The 16671-nt window shown below is 64.3% G+C and carries 15 protein-coding genes; 8 read left to right on the top strand and 7 right to left on the bottom strand.

Going from position 1 to position 16671, the window contains the following annotated elements:
* Window positions 1-31 precede the first annotated feature (31 nt).
* On the top strand, window positions 32-817 hold the full coding sequence (gene ku, locus Q9235_RS17965; RefSeq protein ID WP_061966381.1) for a non-homologous end joining protein Ku: 786 nt from the start codon (window positions 32-34) through the stop codon (window positions 815-817).
* Here the strand turns inward: ku (Q9235_RS17965) and ku (Q9235_RS17960) are convergent, their stop codons facing one another.
* A complete protein-coding gene (gene ku / locus Q9235_RS17960) occupies window positions 818-1687 on the bottom strand; it encodes a non-homologous end joining protein Ku (protein WP_306223177.1) in 870 nt (289 codons plus the stop codon). It lies immediately after the preceding gene.
* A gap of 33 nt (window positions 1688-1720) precedes the next feature.
* Between ku (Q9235_RS17960) and Q9235_RS17955 the strand changes: the two genes are divergently transcribed.
* The gene (locus Q9235_RS17955; RefSeq protein ID WP_306223176.1) at window positions 1721-2149 is read left to right on the top strand and encodes a hypothetical protein; all 429 of its coding nucleotides are present in this window, start codon (window positions 1721-1723) and stop codon (window positions 2147-2149) included.
* A 609-nt stretch (window positions 2150-2758) separates the two neighbouring features.
* Here the strand turns inward: Q9235_RS17955 and Q9235_RS17950 are convergent.
* Both Q9235_RS17950 and Q9235_RS17945 read right to left on the bottom strand, forming a co-directional pair.
* Window positions 2759-3112, bottom strand: coding sequence for a tape measure protein (locus Q9235_RS17950; protein ID WP_422678209.1), 354 nt, complete (start codon window positions 3110-3112; stop codon window positions 2759-2761).
* A gap of 308 nt (window positions 3113-3420) precedes the next feature.
* Window positions 3421-5118 carry a peptide ABC transporter substrate-binding protein gene (locus tag Q9235_RS17945; protein WP_306223174.1) on the bottom strand — a complete coding sequence of 566 codons (1698 nt, stop codon included), beginning with the start codon at window positions 5116-5118 and terminating at the stop codon, window positions 3421-3423.
* 123 nt (window positions 5119-5241) lie between these two features.
* Here Q9235_RS17945 and Q9235_RS17940 point away from each other — a divergent pair, with 123 nt between their 5' ends.
* The 3 genes from Q9235_RS17940 to Q9235_RS17930 are packed head-to-tail and all read left to right on the top strand — an operon-like array spanning window position 5242 to window position 8126.
* Window positions 5242-6108: a MurR/RpiR family transcriptional regulator gene (locus tag Q9235_RS17940; protein ID WP_306223173.1), complete on the top strand. Its 867-nt coding sequence runs from the start codon at window positions 5242-5244 to the stop codon at window positions 6106-6108.
* A 6-nt stretch (window positions 6109-6114) separates the two neighbouring features.
* Window positions 6115-6861, top strand: a complete 747-nt coding sequence (locus Q9235_RS17935; protein ID WP_306223172.1) for an N-formylglutamate amidohydrolase — start codon at window positions 6115-6117, stop codon at window positions 6859-6861.
* Window positions 6858-8126 (top strand): NAD(P)/FAD-dependent oxidoreductase, encoded by a 1269-nt coding sequence (locus Q9235_RS17930; protein WP_306223171.1) that lies wholly within the window; start codon window positions 6858-6860, stop codon window positions 8124-8126. Before Q9235_RS17935 ends, Q9235_RS17930 begins: the two co-directional genes overlap by 4 nt.
* Window positions 8127-8150: 24 nt before the next feature.
* Here the strand turns inward: Q9235_RS17930 and Q9235_RS17925 are convergent, their stop codons facing one another.
* The gene (locus Q9235_RS17925) at window positions 8151-9059 is read right to left on the bottom strand and encodes an ABC transporter permease (protein ID WP_306223170.1); all 909 of its coding nucleotides are present in this window, start codon (window positions 9057-9059) and stop codon (window positions 8151-8153) included.
* Window positions 9052-10059: an ABC transporter permease gene (locus Q9235_RS17920; RefSeq protein WP_306223169.1), complete on the bottom strand. Its 1008-nt coding sequence runs from the start codon at window positions 10057-10059 to the stop codon at window positions 9052-9054. The genes Q9235_RS17925 and Q9235_RS17920 overlap by 8 nt, the downstream gene beginning before the upstream one ends.
* Window positions 10060-10319: 260 nt before the next feature.
* Between Q9235_RS17920 and Q9235_RS17915 the strand changes: the two genes are divergently transcribed.
* The gene (locus Q9235_RS17915) at window positions 10320-12182 is read left to right on the top strand and encodes an ABC transporter ATP-binding protein (protein ID WP_306223168.1); all 1863 of its coding nucleotides are present in this window, start codon (window positions 10320-10322) and stop codon (window positions 12180-12182) included.
* Between the two features lie 169 nt (window positions 12183-12351).
* Here Q9235_RS17915 and Q9235_RS17910 read toward each other — a convergent pair whose 3' ends face one another.
* Both Q9235_RS17910 and Q9235_RS17905 read right to left on the bottom strand, forming a co-directional pair.
* Complete coding sequence (locus Q9235_RS17910; RefSeq protein WP_306223167.1) at window positions 12352-13122, bottom strand: transporter substrate-binding domain-containing protein; 771 nt, start codon at window positions 13120-13122, stop codon at window positions 12352-12354.
* 2 nt (window positions 13123-13124) lie between these two features.
* Complete coding sequence (locus Q9235_RS17905; RefSeq protein WP_422678383.1) at window positions 13125-14201, bottom strand: isocitrate/isopropylmalate dehydrogenase family protein; 1077 nt, start codon at window positions 14199-14201, stop codon at window positions 13125-13127.
* A gap of 141 nt (window positions 14202-14342) precedes the next feature.
* On the opposite strand from Q9235_RS17905, the gene Q9235_RS17900 reads away from it, so the two are divergent.
* On the top strand, window positions 14343-15254 hold the full coding sequence (locus Q9235_RS17900) for a GntR family transcriptional regulator (RefSeq protein ID WP_306223165.1): 912 nt from the start codon (window positions 14343-14345) through the stop codon (window positions 15252-15254).
* A 300-nt stretch (window positions 15255-15554) separates the two neighbouring features.
* Window positions 15555-16658: an ABC transporter substrate-binding protein gene (locus Q9235_RS17895; protein WP_306223164.1), complete on the top strand. Its 1104-nt coding sequence runs from the start codon at window positions 15555-15557 to the stop codon at window positions 16656-16658.
* The last annotated feature ends 13 nt before the right edge of the window (window positions 16659-16671 follow it).

Raw genomic sequence — 16671 nt, 5'->3', positions numbered from 1 at the left:
ATGCGTTTCGCGTCCGATGGGAGAGGCTTCCATGGCGCAGCGAACATTCTGGAAAGGCTATCTCAAACTCTCGCTCGTGACTTGCCCCGTCGCGATGACGCCAGCGCGCTCCGAAAGCGAGAAGGTCCGCTTTCACACGCTCAACCGCAAGACAGGGCACCGCATCCAGAGCCGCTTCGTCGACGCCGTCACCGGCAAGCCGGTCGCCGATGCCGACGAGGTCAAGGGCTACCCCAAGGGGGATGACGACTACGTCATGCTCGAGGATGACGAGCTCGACGCCGTCGCGCTGGAGAGCACGCGCACGATCGATATCGAGCTGTTCGCGCCGCGCTCCTCCGTCGGCTGGATCTGGTACGACACGCCGCATTACCTCGTGCCGGACGGCAAGATCGGCGACGAGGCGTTTTCGGTCATCCGCGAGGCGATGAAGGCGACGAAGACGGTTGGCATCTCCCGCGTCGTGCTTTACCGGCGCGAGCGGGCCGTCCTGTTGGAGCCGCGCGACAGGGGCATTGTGTTATGGACCTTGCGCTATGGCGACGAGGTCCGCGACGAGAAGGATTATTTCGCTGATATCAGGAAGGCGAAGTGCGAGCCCAACATGCGCGCGCTCATGGAGAAGCTGATCACCTCGCGCACGAAGGACTGGTCGCCGGAGCTTGCGCAGGACCCTGTCCAGGACGAACTGCTCGATCTCATCAAGGCCAAGCAGAAAGGCCGCAAGCCGGCCCGGAAAACCAAGCCTGCCGCCAGCGAGGGCAATGTCATCAGCATCATGGATGCGCTCAAGCGCAGCCTCGAACCGCGGAAGTGATCAGCTCGCCTTCCGCTGTGGTTCGGTCTTCGCGGCCGTCTTGCGGGCGGATTTTCGCTTCTTGGCGGGTTTGTCAGCCGATTTGCCATCGCCTTGACTGCTCTTGGCGCTCTGTCTGAGAGCATCGAGAAGATTGACCACCTTCGCCGGCTCCGGCCGCTTCACCGGCTTGATCTTGCGTCCTTCGATCTTCGCCTTGACCAGTTCTGCCAGCGCAGTCTCGTAGCGGTCGTCGAAAGCCTTGGGGTCGAAGCGGCCAGCTTTGGTGCGGATGATGTGCTCGGCGAGTTCCAACATCTCGCCTTCGATCTTTAGCTTCGGGATGTCGTCGAAGGCGCTTTCCGCCGGGCGGACCTCGTAGTCGAAATTGAGCGTCGTCGCGATCAAGCCGGTTTCATGCGGCCGTATCAGGATCGAGCGCATCCGCCGGAAGATCACGGTCCGCGCCAGGGCTGCTGTCTTGCGGCTCGCCATGACGTCGCGGATCAGGATGAAGGCCTCGGTCGCGATCGGCGTGCTCGGCGTCACGTAATAGGGTCGGTCGAAGAACAGGTCGTCGATCTCGTCGCAGGGCAGGAAGGTCGCGACGTCGAGGACCTTGTCGCTTTCTGGCGTGGCCTCGGCGATCTCCTCCGGCTCGAGCACGATGTAGTCGCCATCGCCGCGATCGTAGCCCTTGACCTGATCATCCTTCTCGACCGGCTTCCCGGTGACCTCATCGATGAACTGGCGATGCACTCGGTTGCCGGTCTTGCGATTCAGAGTGTGGAAGGAGATGCGCTCGCCGGTTGAGGCGGCAGTGTAGAGTGCCACCGGGCAGGTGACTTCGGCGACCTTGAAGACGCCTTTCCAGATTGCGCGCGGCGCCATGTCGTCAGCCTCGCATCAGAGCAGGGATTGCGGATGAAAAACCGTTCGTCTCAAGCGAAAGTTCCCGTGTCGAGCCGATCAATGGCTTATTTGCATCCAAGCCTTGGCTTGTTATGCCTCTGCGAATTGGATTGCCAGGAACGCGACGGTATCCGAGTCGGGTTAAGGCCAAGCTCAGCGGCGGACGCCGATGTCATCGCACCGTCCGAAAGCGGGCCTTCAACGTCCTGGGTGGCGGCGGACCTCGCCATCGATCCGGCAAGCTATCTCGATCTCGCGGCGGACGAGATTGGTAAGCTTTTCTCGGGATCCGGCCCTCGTCCGATCCGGCTGATCAAGGCCCATGCCCAGCTATCTTGCTGGAATACGAGCAGGGCTTCCACGCCCTGCAAGAAGATCAGCGCAACCTCGGGCTCTACCATGAGTGCGCCGCTCGCATCCGCGACCCTATTGCTGCGGTAATGATCATAAGCTCGATCAATACCCGTTCGCTGCGGCTGTACGAGCAGTGGCCTTTGATCGGAGGACGTTCAACGCCCCAAAAATGAGTAGCTACCTTATGGTATGAATTATGGTAGGAATGATGGTATGAATTGAAATCAAGATAACTTGTAAGTATTTGATTTTGTTTATTTATTGTTGTTATAGGTGCGTATCCCCTAGGGAGCGCCATTCGCCGCCGAGTCTCGTTTCGCAAGCCATTGCTTTGCATCCCTGATTTTCGGCGATTTGGCCGGTTTGGGACATTCACCCGTTTGGGTTTGGGTCGTTGTTTCCCTTCTGCCCTTCAAGGCGGCTGATCGCGGCCGCGGCAAGGCGCTTCTGATCAGCTTCTCGAGGCTGCTGACGCTGCGTTGACCGTGCTTATCCTCGGTGATCTTCAAAGACCGGGACGGCGGTTACGAAGTTTTCCGGAGGCCTGATCCGCCCGACCATGGCGTTGCCGATGACGGTGAAGCCCTGGCCCGCCGTCGTGGCGATCTTGGCGGAGTCGTCGTCGGTTCCCTTCCGCTGGGACCTTGCCGCGTCGATGATGACCTTGGTCGTGATCTTGCCGTGCTCGGCATAGGTCTAGAGCGAGCCGATGGGGATGCCCATGCCGTCCGCGATCAACTGGGCGAGGTGGGGCGCCTGCTCCATGACCGAGTTCAGTTCTTCTCCACGCAACGTAACAGACGCCATGCCCTGCGAGAGCAGGAGGAGCGCAGCCTCGGCGGATCCGGCCGGACCGGGCGTGGTGGCCAGCGTCTGGTTGACGGTCTCGGTCACCCCCAGCAGCGTATTGGCGGAGCAGCCCATGCCGCGCGTCGACTTCTGGAGCCGGGCATACAGCTCGATGGTGCCGGACGTGCTCGTTCGCGTGTTCTGCGAGATGTCGAAGGCGCGCGGATAGACGGCATTCAGCGCGCCCTGCGACTTGGTCACAAGCGCGAGCTGCCTGCGGAGCTTAACCGGCTTGAGCAGTCCGCAAGCGCGTGGGGCTCGAGGCGGCATCGTTCGATACAGCAAAAACGACCGATGACTCAGGCGGATGAGGCAATATTCGCCGCCGAACCGCTTAGCTCACCAGCCGAGTATAAGCACTGTGGTCGTCGGCGGGCCGGGTCGTTTCGAACGTCAGATGCTCTAGGAAAATCTGGTAATGGGTAGCGCTGCGCTCAGGGCTACCGGGGCAACGCGCATCAAAATGCGGCTCGGGCTCTGCCGCCCGAGCCGCGGAATGGCCGATCGCCCTACTTTGAACGCGACCAGTTGCCGACGTCCCAGAGCTCGCTGTCCCAGGGGTTCATCGCGACGCCGGCGAGCGACTTCGTCGCGCCCGAGATATTGCCGCGGTGAACGAGCGGGATGACGGAGTAGGACTGCACCAGCATGTCGTTCATCTTGCGCGCCAGATCGGCGCGCTCCGTGATCCCGTCGGTCTTCCGAACCGTCTTCGACAGGTTGTCGTAGTCCTGCGAGCAGTAACGCGGCATGTTGCTGCCCTGCCATTGCGTGGCCGGGGAGGGGATCGCCGCGCAGGTCCATTTGTTCAGGTAGGGTTCCTGGTCGAGGCCCTTCGAGTTGTCGGTGTACATCTCGATATCGGCATAGAATTTCTGCCGCGTATCCGGATTGCCGGCATCGCCGCCGAAGAACACAGATGCGCTGACATTGCGCAGGTCGACGGCGACGCCGAGAGTCTTCCAATACTCCTTCAGCATGGCCTGGGTGTCCTGACGGACGCCGCTGGTAGAGGTCAGGAAGGACAGCCGCAGTTTCTGTCCGCCCTTCTCGCGGACCCCGTCGGCGCCGGGCTTCCAGCCGGCCTCGTCCAGCAGGGCCTTGGCCGCCGCGACATTAGGCTTCAGGCAGCTATCATTGGCGGTCGAGACATACTGGGCGGGCGCCGGCACGACATTGCAGGTCGCCTTGCCCTGGTCCCCATAGAGAACCTCGGCGATCTCGGCGCGATCGATGGCGAGAGAGAGCGCCTTGCGCACGCGGATGTCGCTCAGGATCTTGTTCGGGCCGCCCGCCACGGTCGAGCGCTTGTCGCCCAGATCCGAGGATGGATCGGTCAGGTTGAGGAACAGGAATTCGACCATCGTGCCGTGGGCCGTCACCGTCCGTGCCTTGCCTGTGGAGGTCAGCTTGGCCATGACGTCGGGTGCCAGCATCAGATTCCAGGCGTAGTCGGTTTCTCCCGTCTCGAAGACGGCCCGCGCCGAGGACATCGGGTCGCCGCCGCCCTTGATCGTTACGCCGGAGAAATGCGGCTTGCCGGCTTCGCGATAGGCGGTGTTCATCGTGTAGATGACGACGTCGTTCGGCTTGAACTCCTTGACCTTGTAGGGGCCGGTGCCGATCGGTGCGAAGTTCTGCGTGGTGCAGGAGGCGATCTTGGCGCCCATGCAGTCCTTGAACTGCGCTTCCTGCAGCACCGGCGTCGTCGAACTGACGAACGGCACGTAAGGGTAGGGCGTCGGCTGCGCGAACTGGATCTCGATCGTCAGGTCGTCCTTGGCGACGATGTCCTTGATGCCGTCGAAGGAGTTCGAGGCGGCACAGCCCGCGCCCGGCGCCGTGCAGTATTTCCAGGTGAAGAGCACGTCCTTGGCCGTGAAGGCGCTGCCATCGGCCCATTTTACGCCGGGCCGCAGCTTCCAGGTGATCATCGTCGTGTCGGCTGAGATGCCGCCATTTTCCCTGGTCGGGATCTCCGCCGCCAGCAGCGGCACCAGCGTACCCTGCGGATCGAAGCGTGCGAGCGGCTCGACGATGAGCGCCGCCGCGTCGACCTCCTTGCCGATCCCGGACAAATAGGGGTTCAGCGTCGAGGCGGCCTGCCAGTAGAGGATCTTGAGATCCCCATCCGCCCCCCGCTGGGCCTGCGCGGGGAGGGGCAGCAGCGCAAGCGCGGCTGCGGTCAGGAACTTGGCCATGCTCATTCCGTCTTCTCCTGTCGCTGGCCCCGGTTCCTTCGGCTCCGGCTTCCGGGCGGGTGCATTGATTGTTGTAACATACTGTGCAAGATGCCTGAATTGAGTCAATATGTAATAAAGAATACAGGAATGTCCGCGCCGCCCCTTTTCGACAGGATTCGCAGCGAAGCCCGCTCGACGGCGGAGCGCAAGGTCGCCTCGACCCTGCTCGAAGGCTATCCGACGCGTGCGCTGGCGACGGTCGAGGTTCTCGCGAAACAGGCCTCGGTGAGCGCGCCGACCGTGCTGCGCTTCCTCTCCAAGATCGGCTTCTCGCGCTTCGCCGATTTCCAGGCCGCGGCCATCGCCGATGTCGAGCGCCAGCTCGGCTCGCCGCTGAATAACATCCGTTCCGAGACGGCTGCGGAGCCGCCGGAACATGTCTACCAGCGCACCCTGCTGATGCAGGCGGAGGCGCTGCAGCTTGCGGCCGCGCAGGCCATGCCGGCGGAATTCGACGCGATCGTCGACCTGCTGGTCTCTCCGCGGGCGACGATCAAGCTGCTGGGCGGCCGCTACAGCCAGAATCTCGCGCAGCGCCTGGCGACGCAGCTCGGCCAATTGCGGCCCGGTGTCGCCTTCACCCCGCTCATGCTGGGCTTCGCCTACGACACGCTGGTCGATGCAGGCCCGCAGGACATCTTCGTGATCTTCGACTACCGCCGTTACCAGAGCGAGCTTCTGACGTTCGCGCGCGGCGTGCGGCAAAGCGGCGCCCGGATCTGTCTGTTCACGGACATCTGGCGCTCGCCCATCGCGGAATATGCAGACGCCGTGCTGACATCGCCCGACGCCTCGACCTCGCCCTTCGGCTCACGTGTCGTCGCCACCGCCCAGATCGAGGCAATCGTCGCCGCGGTCAGCCAGCGTTGCCGAGACTGGAGCCGCGACCGGCTCGCCCGGATCGAAGAGCTGCGCAAGCTCGGCGCGGCCGAGCCGCCTGCCAAGGAAAGCTGACCGTCCATGCGTGCCAATCCGCCGATCGTGCTGAACCCGCAAGGTCGCTTGCCCGGGTTGATCGCGGTCGATCATGCCGGCCGCTCGATCCCGCCGGGCCTCGGCGATCTCGGGCTCGCGCCCGCCTGGCATGAAAGTCACTATTTCTGCGATCTCGGCGTCGCGGAGCTCGCCCATGACCTCGCCGCCCGGATCGACGTGCCGATCGTTCTCTGCGACGTCAGCCGCCTCGTCATCGACGTGAACCGCTGGGTCGACGACCCCCGCTCGATCCCCGTGGCGCTGGAAGGCACGCCCATCACGCTCAACGCAGCCTTGTCGGCGGCCGAGCGGGAGGAGCGGCAGGATGCCGTCTTCTGGCCCTATCACCGGTTACTGGCCGAGATCTGGGCGCGCCAGACCACCCGCCATGAGCGCCCGTTCTTCTTCGCGCTGCACAGTTGCACCCGCGTCTTCGACGGCCTGCATCGCCCCTGGGACGGTGGCACGATCTGGCATGACGACGACACGCTGTCGCGCCATCTGCTCGGCCATATCGGCGCGGAAAAGGGCCTCGTGCTTGGGGACAACCAGCCCTACTCCGGTCGGAGTGGCGTCTACACGGTCGATTGGCACAGCTATGGCACGGGCCTTCCGGCCTGCGGCTTTGAGGTGACGAACGATCTTCTGGAGACCGGGCCGGACCGAGCCCGCTGGGCCAGCCGCCTTGCCGGCGCCTTGACTGCCGCCATCGATCAGGGAGTCGCCGCATGACCCCGTTTTCAGCCGAACCGCCCTATGCACTGACCGCCGTTGCAGCCCCGGAGACCGGGCGCCTCGCCGGCACGCGCGAGGTCGACATGCTGCTGGTCGGCGGCGGCTATGGCGGCCTGCTGACCGCGATCGAGCTTGCCGAGGCCGGGGCGCGGGTCGCGGTGGTCGAGGCGCGGGGAATCGGTGCCGGCGGCTCTGGGCGCAACCACGGCCAGTGCATCCCGGTCTTTCGCTATCTCGACCCCGCGATCCTGCCGAAGAAGGGCATCGATCTGCTGGCCCAGGCCGGGGCACGGGTTTTCGACCGGATCGCACGGCACGACCTGCGTTGCGAGGCGATCCAGAAGGGTACGCTCAGTGCGGCCTATAATCACCGGACGCTGGCAGCCACCCGCGCGGCGCAGGCGAAATACGCAGGCTACGGCAAGACCGAGCGCTACCTCGATGCCGACGAGGTCGCCGAACTGACCAGCACGCGCGCCTTCCAGGGCGGCTGGGTCCATCGCGAAGGAGGACATGTCAATCCGCTCGGCTATGCCCGCGAACTGGCGCGCCTGGCGCTGTCGCTCGGGGTCGAGGTTTTCACCGACAGCCCGATGACCGGCTTCTCGCGCGACGGCGGTCGCTGGAGTGTTCGTACACCCGAGGGCGAAATCCGCGCCAAGGCCGTCGGTTTGACGACCGACGCCTATTCGACGGCGGCGGTTCCCGGAGCGGTGACGCAGGGCTTCTTCCCGCTGACGAGCTATGCCGTTGCGAGCCGCCCGCTGACGGAAGAGGAGCGCGCGGCCGTCATGCCCTCGGGCATGAATTTCGGTGACACCCATCATGACCCGATGTTCTTCCGCATCGATGCGTCCGGGCGGATCATCACTGGCGGCCTGCAGGAGCCCGGCCGCGGCAGCCGCTTCGACTACACGGCTGGCTTCATGACCCGCCGGCTGGCGCGGATCTGGCCCGTGCTCGCGGGGCTGGACTGGGAATTCATGTGGACAGGCACGATCAGCATGGCGCTCGACCAGACGCCCTCGATCCAGAAGCTCGACGACGGGCTCTGGGCGCTGTCGGGCTGGTCGGGCCGTGGCGTGCCGACCTCGGCGGCGCTGTCCTTCGCCTTCGCCCGGACATTGGAGAATCCCGCCACGGGGCTCGACTGGTGGCCCCAGCGCCAACCGCCAAAGGTCGTCGCCGGCGCCTTGCTGGGGCGGATGGTGCAGCTCTGCCGAGGTCCGTTCAATCAATTGCGGGACCGGATCGAGCGCTGAGCGCCGATTGGCGACGCGATCGGTTCAGCGCGACCTTGCCCGTGGGTCCATCGCGTCGCGCAGGCCGTCGCCGATATAGTTGACCGACAGCACCGTCAACGAGATCGCGATGCCGGGCAGGATCACCCGCATCGGATAAAGTTGAATCTGGTCGACCGCGTCATAGAGCAAGCGGCCCCAGGTCGGGAAATCCGGCGGGAAGCCGAGTCCGAGGAAGGACAGCGAGCTTTCGGTGATGATTGCGCCGGCGATTCCGAGCGTCGCCGAAACCAGGATCGGCGACAGCACATTGGGCAGGATGTGGCGCAGGATCATCTTGCCGTTGCGCGTGCCCACCGACCGGGCGGCCAGGACGAATTCGCGCTCCTTCAGAGTGAGGACCTCCCCACGGACGAGGCGCGCGGTGTGCATCCAGCTCGTTCCGCCGATGGCCGTGACGATCAGCAGGAAGATTCCGGTCTCGGCGCCGAGCCATTGCGACAACGGCTCGCGGAACAGCATCGACATGACGAGGAGCAGCGGCAGCAGGGGGAGCGCGAGGAAGAGGTCGGTCAGCCGCATCAGGATACCATCGAGCCCGCGCAGGAAGCCCGCACAGACGCCCACCAGCGTCCCCAGCAGCAGCGAAAGCCCCATCGCGGTCATTCCAACCGTGAGCGAGACCCGCCCGCCCGCGATCAGGCGCGCCAGCATGTCGCGCCCGAGATGATCGGTGCCGAGCGGATGAGCCAGCGACGGCCCCCGGTTGCGCAGCCGCATGGAAATGGCGGTCGGATCGAGCTGCCACAGCCAGGGGCCGGCGATGATCGCCAGCAGGATCGCGCCGAGGATCACCGTGCCGATCATCGCGCCGCGATGCTTGCGGAACCGGCGCCAGACATCGCGCGCATGGCTGGAGCGCTGGCGGGGGGCAGTCGCGGCGGCCTCAGTCATAGCGGATCCTCGGATCGAGAATGCCGTACAGGATGTCGGCCATCAGGTTGAACAGCACGATCAGCACCGCGAAGATGAAGGTCAGGGTTTGGACCATCGGTACATCGTTGGCCTGGATCGACGAGATCAGCAATTCGCCGATCCCGTTCACCTTGAAGACCTGCTCGGTGATGATGGCGCCGCCGAAAATATGCGGCACGCCCATCGCGATCACCGTCACGACCGGGATCATCGAGTTGCGCAGCACATGGACCAGGACAACCACCCGCTCGCTCAGCCCGTTGGCGCGAGCGGTGCGGACATAGTCCTGCCGCAGATTGTCGAGCATCGAGGCCCGCATGAACCGGCTGATCTGGCTGGCATTGTAGAGCGCGAGCACCATGACCGGCAGAACCATCTGGCGCACCTGCGCCAGAAAGCTGTCCCAGTTCGTCACCCGCAACGTCGTATCGTAGAGCGAGGGAAACCAGCCCAGTTCGACCGAGAAGATCACGATCAGCAGCACGCCGGTAAAGAACGTCGGCACCGAGAAGCCGATCATCGACAGGAAGGTGCCGAGCTGATCGAACCAGCTATGCTGGCGGTAGGCCGACAGGATGCCGATCGGCAACGCGATGGCGGTCCCCACCACATAGGCGAGACCGACGACCCAAAGCGTCTGCGGCAGTCTTTGCGCGATGATGTCGGCGACGGGCGCACGCGACTGCCACGACATCACGCGCTGGCTTTCGCCCGCGAGGTTCCACCCGAACAGCATGTCGAGGACATGCAGCGGCTCGACCCAGAAGAACTGCTTGAGCCATAGGAAATAGCGTACCAACAAGGGGTCGCCGAGGCCAAGCGACGCGCGCATCTTCTCCTTCACCTCGGGCGGAATCGTCAGCGGCAGTTGCGCCATCGGGTCGCCAGGTGCGAGGCCGAGCAGCAGGAAGATGACAAGGCTGATCAGCAGCAGCGTGGGGATCGCCACCAGGAGCCGGCGCAGCGTGTAGTGGAGCATCTGGAGGCCTTAGCCGCACGCGGCGGGGTGCCGGCGGTGGCGCCCGCCGGTGGCGCGGCATATGAGGTCCTGACCCATCCTGATGGCACCTGTCTCGATCGCCGGATTATGTAAAATAGATTGCAAAGATGCGGTCTGACAGTCAATATGTAACAAACAATACTTTTTCGGAACGGGCCCGCACGGAGCTGGATGTTCGCCTCCGCTGTGCGCCGCCTGCAGGCCGAGGGGATGGCCGGGCGCGTGCCCGGGGAGGTTCGATGTACGATACGTCCCTTGATCCGCAGGCATCCAGCGCGACGCCGCTCGTGTCGATTGCCGGGCTGCGCGTCGAGTTCGAGACCCATTCCGGCCCCGTTGTCGGCGTGCGCGACGTCAGCTTCGACATCACCCGCGGCGAGTGCGTCTGCGTTGTCGGCGAATCCGGTTCGGGCAAATCGGTCTCGGCACTGTCGCTGATGCGGCTCGTCGAATTTGGTGGCGGCCGGATCGCGGAAGGGGAGCTGCGCTTCCGGCAGGTCGACGGGCGCATGATCGACCTCGTCCAGGCCGACCAGTCTACGATGCGCGCGATCCGTGGCGGCCAGATCGGCATGGTCTTCCAGGAGCCCATGACCGCGCTGAACCCGGTCTTCACGATCGAGCGCCAGCTCACCGAAGTGATCCTGACCCACCGGCGCATCCCGGCGGCTGCCGCGCGCGCCCGTGCGCTCGACCTGCTGACGCAGATGCAGATCAGCGAGCCCGAGCGCCGCCTGAAGCAGTATCCGCACGAGCTGTCGGGCGGCATGCGCCAGCGCGTCGTTATCGCGATGGCGATGGCCTGCGAGCCGCGCCTGCTGATCTGCGACGAGCCGACCACGGCGCTCGACGTCACGATCCAGGCCGAGATCCTCGCCCTGATCGACAAGCTGAAGCGCGAGACGGGGACGGCCGTGCTGTTCATCACCCACGACATGGCCGTGGTCGCGCAGATGGCCGACCGGGTCGTGGTGATGTATCGTGGCGACAAGGTCGAGGAGGGCCCGGTGGAGGCGATCTTCTCCGCTCCTCGTCATCCCTATACGCGCGCGCTGCTGGCTGCGGTGCCGAGGCTCGGCGAGATGCGCGGCACGACCCAGCCGGCGCCGATGCGCGGTATCGCGACCGGCGAAGGGCTTGTCCCGGCGGCCGCGCGCGCCGTGCCGCCGCCGCGAGCCGAGGCCAGGCCGCTTCTGGAGGTACGCCACCTCCGCACCCGCTTCCCGGTCAGGAAAGGGCTGCTGCGCCGCACGATCGCCAATGTCCATGCGGTCGAGGATGTCAGCTTCACCATCGATCCCGGCCAGACGCTGAGCCTGGTCGGCGAGTCCGGCTGCGGCAAGTCGACCTGCGGTCGCTCGATCCTGCGCCTGACGCAGCCGCTATCCGGCGAGGTGATACTGGACGGGGAGGACGTGCTGGCTCAGTCGACGCAGGGCATGCACGCGCTGCGCCGCAAGATGCAGATGATCTTCCAGGATCCCTATGCCAGCCTCAATCCGCGGATGCGCCTGTTCGATCAGGTGGCGGAGCCGCTGCGCAATTATGACCAGCTATCGGGGCAGGCCCTGCACAGGCGTGTGACGGAGCTGTTCGAGCGCGTGCGACTGCCCGCCTCCTTCATAGATTTCTACCCCCACGAGCTGTCGGGCGGCCAGCGCCAGCGCATCGCCATTGCCCGCGCGCTGGCGCTCGAGCCGAAGCTCATCGTCGCCGACGAGGCGGTATCCGCGCTCGACGTCTCGGTGCAGGCGCAGGTGCTGAACCTTCTGATGGAGCTGCAGGCGGATCTGGGAATCGCATGCCTGTTCATCAGCCACGACATGTCGGTCGTGGAGCGGATCAGCCATCGGGTCGCGGTGATGTATCTCGGCCGGATCGTCGAGATCGGCCCGCGCGCCGCGATCTTCGAGAATCCGCAGCACCCCTATACCCGGACGCTGCTGGCGGCGGTCCCGATCGCCGACCCCGCACGCCGGTCGGCGCACAGCCTGACGGGCCACCCGGTACTGCGCTCGCCCATTCATCCCGCCGACCATGTCGCTGCGCCGTCGCTCTACACCGAAGTCGCGCCTGGTCACCTGTTGCTGGAGACCGAATGATCTGAGGCAAGTCAGCCAGCGTGAGTTCGACGGCCCGCGCGGGGCAGACGTCCGACAGAAGCGGATCAACGTCTGCTAGTGGGCGGGATACCGATTTGCACTCCTGGCGCATAGCTAAGCGGCTGCCGGCGCTCGGAAAAAAGGTCGGCAGCTACTGACGGCGGAGCAGTCAGGAGGCTGGATGCGCCACCGATAGACCTTCGACCTTGTGCTTCGCAATCAGCTTGCCGACGAGGCCAGTCCGAATGGCGGTGGCAACGAAGGCACGTAAATAGTCGATCGCGCTGCCGGATGCCTTCGGCGTGCCGAGCGCCTGCTGGACCGCCATGAAGCGGCCGGGGAGAATGCGCGATCCCGGCAACGCTTTTTCGTCCTCGATCAGCTTCGGCCTGAGCCCCGCGAGAGCATCGAGCTTCCGGTCGACGAACTGCCTATAGGCTCCATCGAACCCTTCTCCCATTACGAGTTCGGCTCCCTCCACGTTGCGTTCCAGCCAGAGGCCATAGGCTGTGCGCGCGGCCACCGCGATGCGCCGTCCTTTTTGGTCAACCTCCGCCACCGATTGCAGAGACGAGCCCGGCTGGACCAGATAGGTGGCTTCGATCTCGGTATAGGCCGGCGTGAAATCGATGACCGCGGCGCGCTGCGGCTCGGCGCCGACCAGAGCGACGTCCCACTCATCACGCTCGGCCGCATCTGCGAGCGGGCCGGGTGATGGATAAGGGACGTATCGGAGTGGCAGGCCGAGGCATTCAGCCAGGATCGCCGCCATGTCCGGCGAGACGCCTGCCGGACCGCCGTCTGCGGTACGGCTGGAAACCAGCAGGAAGTTCGACAGGTTGATGCCGGCCCGCAGTTCGCCATGGCGCGAGAGCACCCGGCGAACCGCGTCGGGCGCAGCCCCAATCATCCGTTCGATGCGTTTGGCCTCTTCGCGCATATTCACGCCGTCCGCAGGGTCTCGGCGACGAGCGTGCCGAAGCGCTTGGTGCCGGTCTTGCCGCCGAGATCGGGGGTGCGCGAGGCGGGGTCGGTCAGCACGATGTCGATAGCCTTGTCGATCGCATGGAAAGCCTGCTCGAAGGCGGGCAGTTTCCGCTTTTCGCCGAGCCACTGCAACAGCATCCCGCAGGACAGGATCATCGAGACTGGGTTGGCCTTGTCCTGATTCTGGATATCGGGGGCCGAGCCGTGCTGCGCCTGGGCGCAGCAATGGGTGTCGCTCGCCATCATCGAGCCGGCGAGGCCGAGGCTGCCGGAGAGCTCGCTGGCGAGGTCCGAGATGATGTCGCCATAGAAATTCGTGGCGCAGATCACGTCGAAGCGCTCGGGATTGCGGACGAGATGAGCGGTCGAGGCATCGATCAGGAGGTCGTCGAGCTGCACATCCGGAAACTCGGCGGCGACCTTGCGGACCTCGCGCAGGAAGAGGCCGTCAGTCTGGTGGAAGCTGTTGACCTTGTGGACCGCGGTCACCTTCTTGCGGCGCTTGGCTGCGAGCTCGAAGGCGCGCCGGGCGATGCGGTTCGAGCAATGCGCCGTGATCTTGCGAAGCGAGATCGCCATGTCCGGCGAGGGCATCAATTCAGCCCAGCCGAGATGCATGTTGCGGTCGGGATAGAAGCCCTCGGTCGCTTCGCGCATGATGACGAGATCCATGGTCTTGCCGGGCTTCATGTTCGACTCGATGAAGGGGCGCGTGCGGGCAGGGCGGACATTGGCATAGAGGTCGAGGCCGATGCGGAAGCCGGCGGAGACGTTGCGCCCGCCCTTCTCGGGGGCCGGGTAGTCTGCGTGGGACTGGGTGCCGAGGATCACGCCGTCGAACTCGTTGCGAGCGCGGTCGAGCACGCTCTCGCGCAGGGTCGTGCCGTGCTTCTCCAGGCTCTTGAAGCCGACATCGTCATATTCGAAGGTGAGGCCGAGGCCGAAGCGGTCGCTCGCGACCTCCAGCACCGCCATGGATGCGGAGACGATCTCGGGGCCGATGCCGTCGCAGGGCAGGACGAGAATTTTCATCATGACATTCCTTTGGCGCTTCAATGGCACTTGTATTGGCTATTCCATGTTATAAAACCAATTTTAGGTCAAGGCGCCATGGTGGATTTGCCAGGCCGGCTATGACCTGTAATCACTCACGGAGTTTGAACGGCGCCAGTCATGACCCATAGTCCTCTCGCCCTCCGCATCGCTAACGACATTATCGCGCGTATCGGCATGGGCGAGTTCAGCACAGGTTCGCATCTGGCGACCGAAGCTCTCGCCAAGCGTTTCGAGGTCTCGCGCTCTCCCGTGCGGGAGGCTCTCGCGCTGCTCTCCGATCAGGGCTTCCTTGAAAATCGCCGTAACCGCGGGTTTTTCGTGCTGCCGAGCGCGAAGGGCAGCGTGCAGCGCGCTATCGAGCCCATAGGTACGCCTGACAGCGACCCTTACTACCAGCTGGCGGAGGATTGGCTGAAGGATCGGATCGGCGCGGAACAGACCGAGCAGGCGATCCGCGACCGCTACAATCTGACTCGCTCCCAGGCTCAGGATCTTCTGTCTCGCGCGGCGCGAGAGGGCTGGGCCGAGCCGAAGCCAGGTTATGGCTGGAAGTTGCGCCAGGTTGCCAAAACGGCGGAGGCTTTCGAAGAAATCTATCGGTTTCGCGCCGTGATCGAGCCTGCGGCTCTTTTGGAGCCCAGCTTCAGGTTCGACAAGGCGATTGCCGCCTCGTTGCGTCGGACGCAGGAGAGACTGGCTTCTGGGAACCTGGAAGGGTTGGCTCCTGCTGCCATGACAGCCGCTGGCGCGGAATTTCACGAAGGCATCATCAGAATGTCGGGAAATCCGATGTTCTTTTATGCGCTGGAGCGAGCCAACCAGCTACGCCGATTGGCCGAGTACCGGTTGAAGGTCAATCCGGAGCGGATTGCAGTGCAGAGCTCCGAGCACCTCCAGATTCTCGACCTCCTTGCCAAGGGCGACAATCTGGAAGCGGCCCATCTGATGCGTCGTCACCTCAGCGGTGCCCTCGCATCCAAGTCTCCTGTCGTACACCCACGTGCTGGAGATGCTGGACGCGCGGCTTGAAGAGGGCAGTCATCGGCTCGACCTGGCGATGTAGTTTTTGCGCGTGTTAATGACTTCGCCGCAACCAGGAATGGTGCTGCTTCCGGGCTGAGTCGCACTCCGCTGCGCAGCTACCGCGACAGGCTGAATTTCAGCGATCCGCTTTTCCGACTCGCTTGCTGCGATCGGCCAGAGGGCCAATTACTCAAGCCCACGTGCCGGTGTAGCGGCGCGCCATGAACGGACGTGGTTTTACGGCTTGATAAAACCAATGATGGCGATTAGGCTTTCCTCACAACTAAAACCAATGGGAGGATCGCAATGATCAATCGTCGTCAATTCGTGCTTGCCTCGGCTGCTAGCGCGACCGCGCTGGGGATTGGCCTGCCGGTCCGAGCCCAAGAGGTGCCAGCAGGTTACCCAGCCGACTACAAGGCTCTGGTGGAGAAGGCGAAGGCCGAGGGCGTCGTATCGATCTACACCTCGACCGACGACGTGCAGGGCCGCCCGATCGTCGAGGCGTTCCAGAAGGCCTATCCCGGCATTCGCGTCGACTATAACGACCTCGGCACCAACGGCGCCTATAACCGCATCATCTCGGAAGCCGCGGCCAAGCAGGTCGGCTCCGACGTGGTCTGGACCTCGGCGATGGACCTGCAGATGGTCCTCGTCCAGAAGGGATTGGCCGAGGCCTACAAATCACCCGAGACGAGCCATCTGCCGGGCTGGGCCAATTTCAACGACACGCTCTACGGCACGACGGTCGAGCCGGTTGGCATCCTCTATAACAAGGCCCAGCTCGCTTCGATGAAGCTGCCGAAAACCAGGGCTGAGCTCCTGGCTTTCATGCGGGACAACAAGGACGCGCTGAAGGGCAAGCTCGCGACCTTCGATCCCGAGAAGAGCGGCACCGGCTTCCTCTTCTTCAGCAACGACGCCAAGACCATGCCGGACACGTTTGAGCTGGTGAAGGCCTTCGGTGCGACCGAGGGCAAGACCTACGGAAGCTCGGGCGCGATGCGCGAGAAGATCGTCTCGGGCGAACACTGGCTCGCCTTCAACATCATCGCATCCTACGCAATCGAATGGGCTGCGAAGAACCCGGCTCTCGGCTACATCCTGACTTCGGACCACACCGCCGCGTTCTCGCGCGTCGCCAATATCTCGAAGGGCGCGCCGCATCCCAACGCCGCGCGTGTCTTCCTCGATTTCCTGCTGGCCAACTCGGGGCAATCTGCCTTGGCTTCTGTCGGGGCTCCTTCGATCCGCACCGACGTGACCTCCGGTCTCAATCTGACCAAGCTGACCGAGATGGCCAACGGCAATCTCAAGCCGATCCCGGTTACGACAGCGCTCCTCGAGGCGACCGAGCCGAAGAACCGAGCCGATTTCTTCCGCCGCTGGAAGGAAGCGCTGCGCGGCTGAGCCGCGCAGTTCC

Origin of the sequence: Bosea beijingensis (assembly GCF_030758975.1) — a bacterium.
GTDB classification, from domain to species: Bacteria; Pseudomonadota; Alphaproteobacteria; order Rhizobiales; family Beijerinckiaceae; genus Allobosea; species Allobosea beijingensis.
This window is presented reverse-complemented; position numbering and strand designations above follow the sequence as displayed.

What these genes read in the sequence shown, in the direction of transcription:
- Q9235_RS17955 (WP_306223176.1), top strand. Translation starts at nt 1,721, where the DNA reads ATGAAAAACCGTTCGTCTCAAGCGAAAGTTCCCGTGTCGAGCCGATCA.
- ku (WP_061966381.1), top strand. Translation starts at nt 32, where the DNA reads ATGGCGCAGCGAACATTCTGGAAAGGCTATCTCAAACTCTCGCTCGTG.
- Q9235_RS17930 (WP_306223171.1), top strand. Translation starts at nt 6,858, where the DNA reads ATGACCCCGTTTTCAGCCGAACCGCCCTATGCACTGACCGCCGTTGCA.
- Q9235_RS17905 (WP_422678383.1), bottom strand. Translation starts at nt 14,201, where the DNA reads ATGAAAATTCTCGTCCTGCCCTGCGACGGCATCGGCCCCGAGATCGTC.
- Q9235_RS17945 (WP_306223174.1), bottom strand. Translation starts at nt 5,118, where the DNA reads ATGAGCATGGCCAAGTTCCTGACCGCAGCCGCGCTTGCGCTGCTGCCC.
- Q9235_RS17935 (WP_306223172.1), top strand. Translation starts at nt 6,115, where the DNA reads ATGCGTGCCAATCCGCCGATCGTGCTGAACCCGCAAGGTCGCTTGCCC.
- Q9235_RS17920 (WP_306223169.1), bottom strand. Translation starts at nt 10,059, where the DNA reads ATGCTCCACTACACGCTGCGCCGGCTCCTGGTGGCGATCCCCACGCTG.
- Q9235_RS17925 (WP_306223170.1), bottom strand. Translation starts at nt 9,059, where the DNA reads ATGACTGAGGCCGCCGCGACTGCCCCCCGCCAGCGCTCCAGCCATGCG.
- Q9235_RS17910 (WP_306223167.1), bottom strand. Translation starts at nt 13,122, where the DNA reads ATGCGCGAAGAGGCCAAACGCATCGAACGGATGATTGGGGCTGCGCCC.
- Q9235_RS17915 (WP_306223168.1), top strand. Translation starts at nt 10,320, where the DNA reads ATGTACGATACGTCCCTTGATCCGCAGGCATCCAGCGCGACGCCGCTC.
- Q9235_RS17895 (WP_306223164.1), top strand. Translation starts at nt 15,555, where the DNA reads ATGATCAATCGTCGTCAATTCGTGCTTGCCTCGGCTGCTAGCGCGACC.
- Q9235_RS17940 (WP_306223173.1), top strand. Translation starts at nt 5,242, where the DNA reads ATGTCCGCGCCGCCCCTTTTCGACAGGATTCGCAGCGAAGCCCGCTCG.
- Q9235_RS17900 (WP_306223165.1), top strand. Translation starts at nt 14,343, where the DNA reads ATGACCCATAGTCCTCTCGCCCTCCGCATCGCTAACGACATTATCGCG.
- ku (WP_306223177.1), bottom strand. Translation starts at nt 1,687, where the DNA reads ATGGCGCCGCGCGCAATCTGGAAAGGCGTCTTCAAGGTCGCCGAAGTC.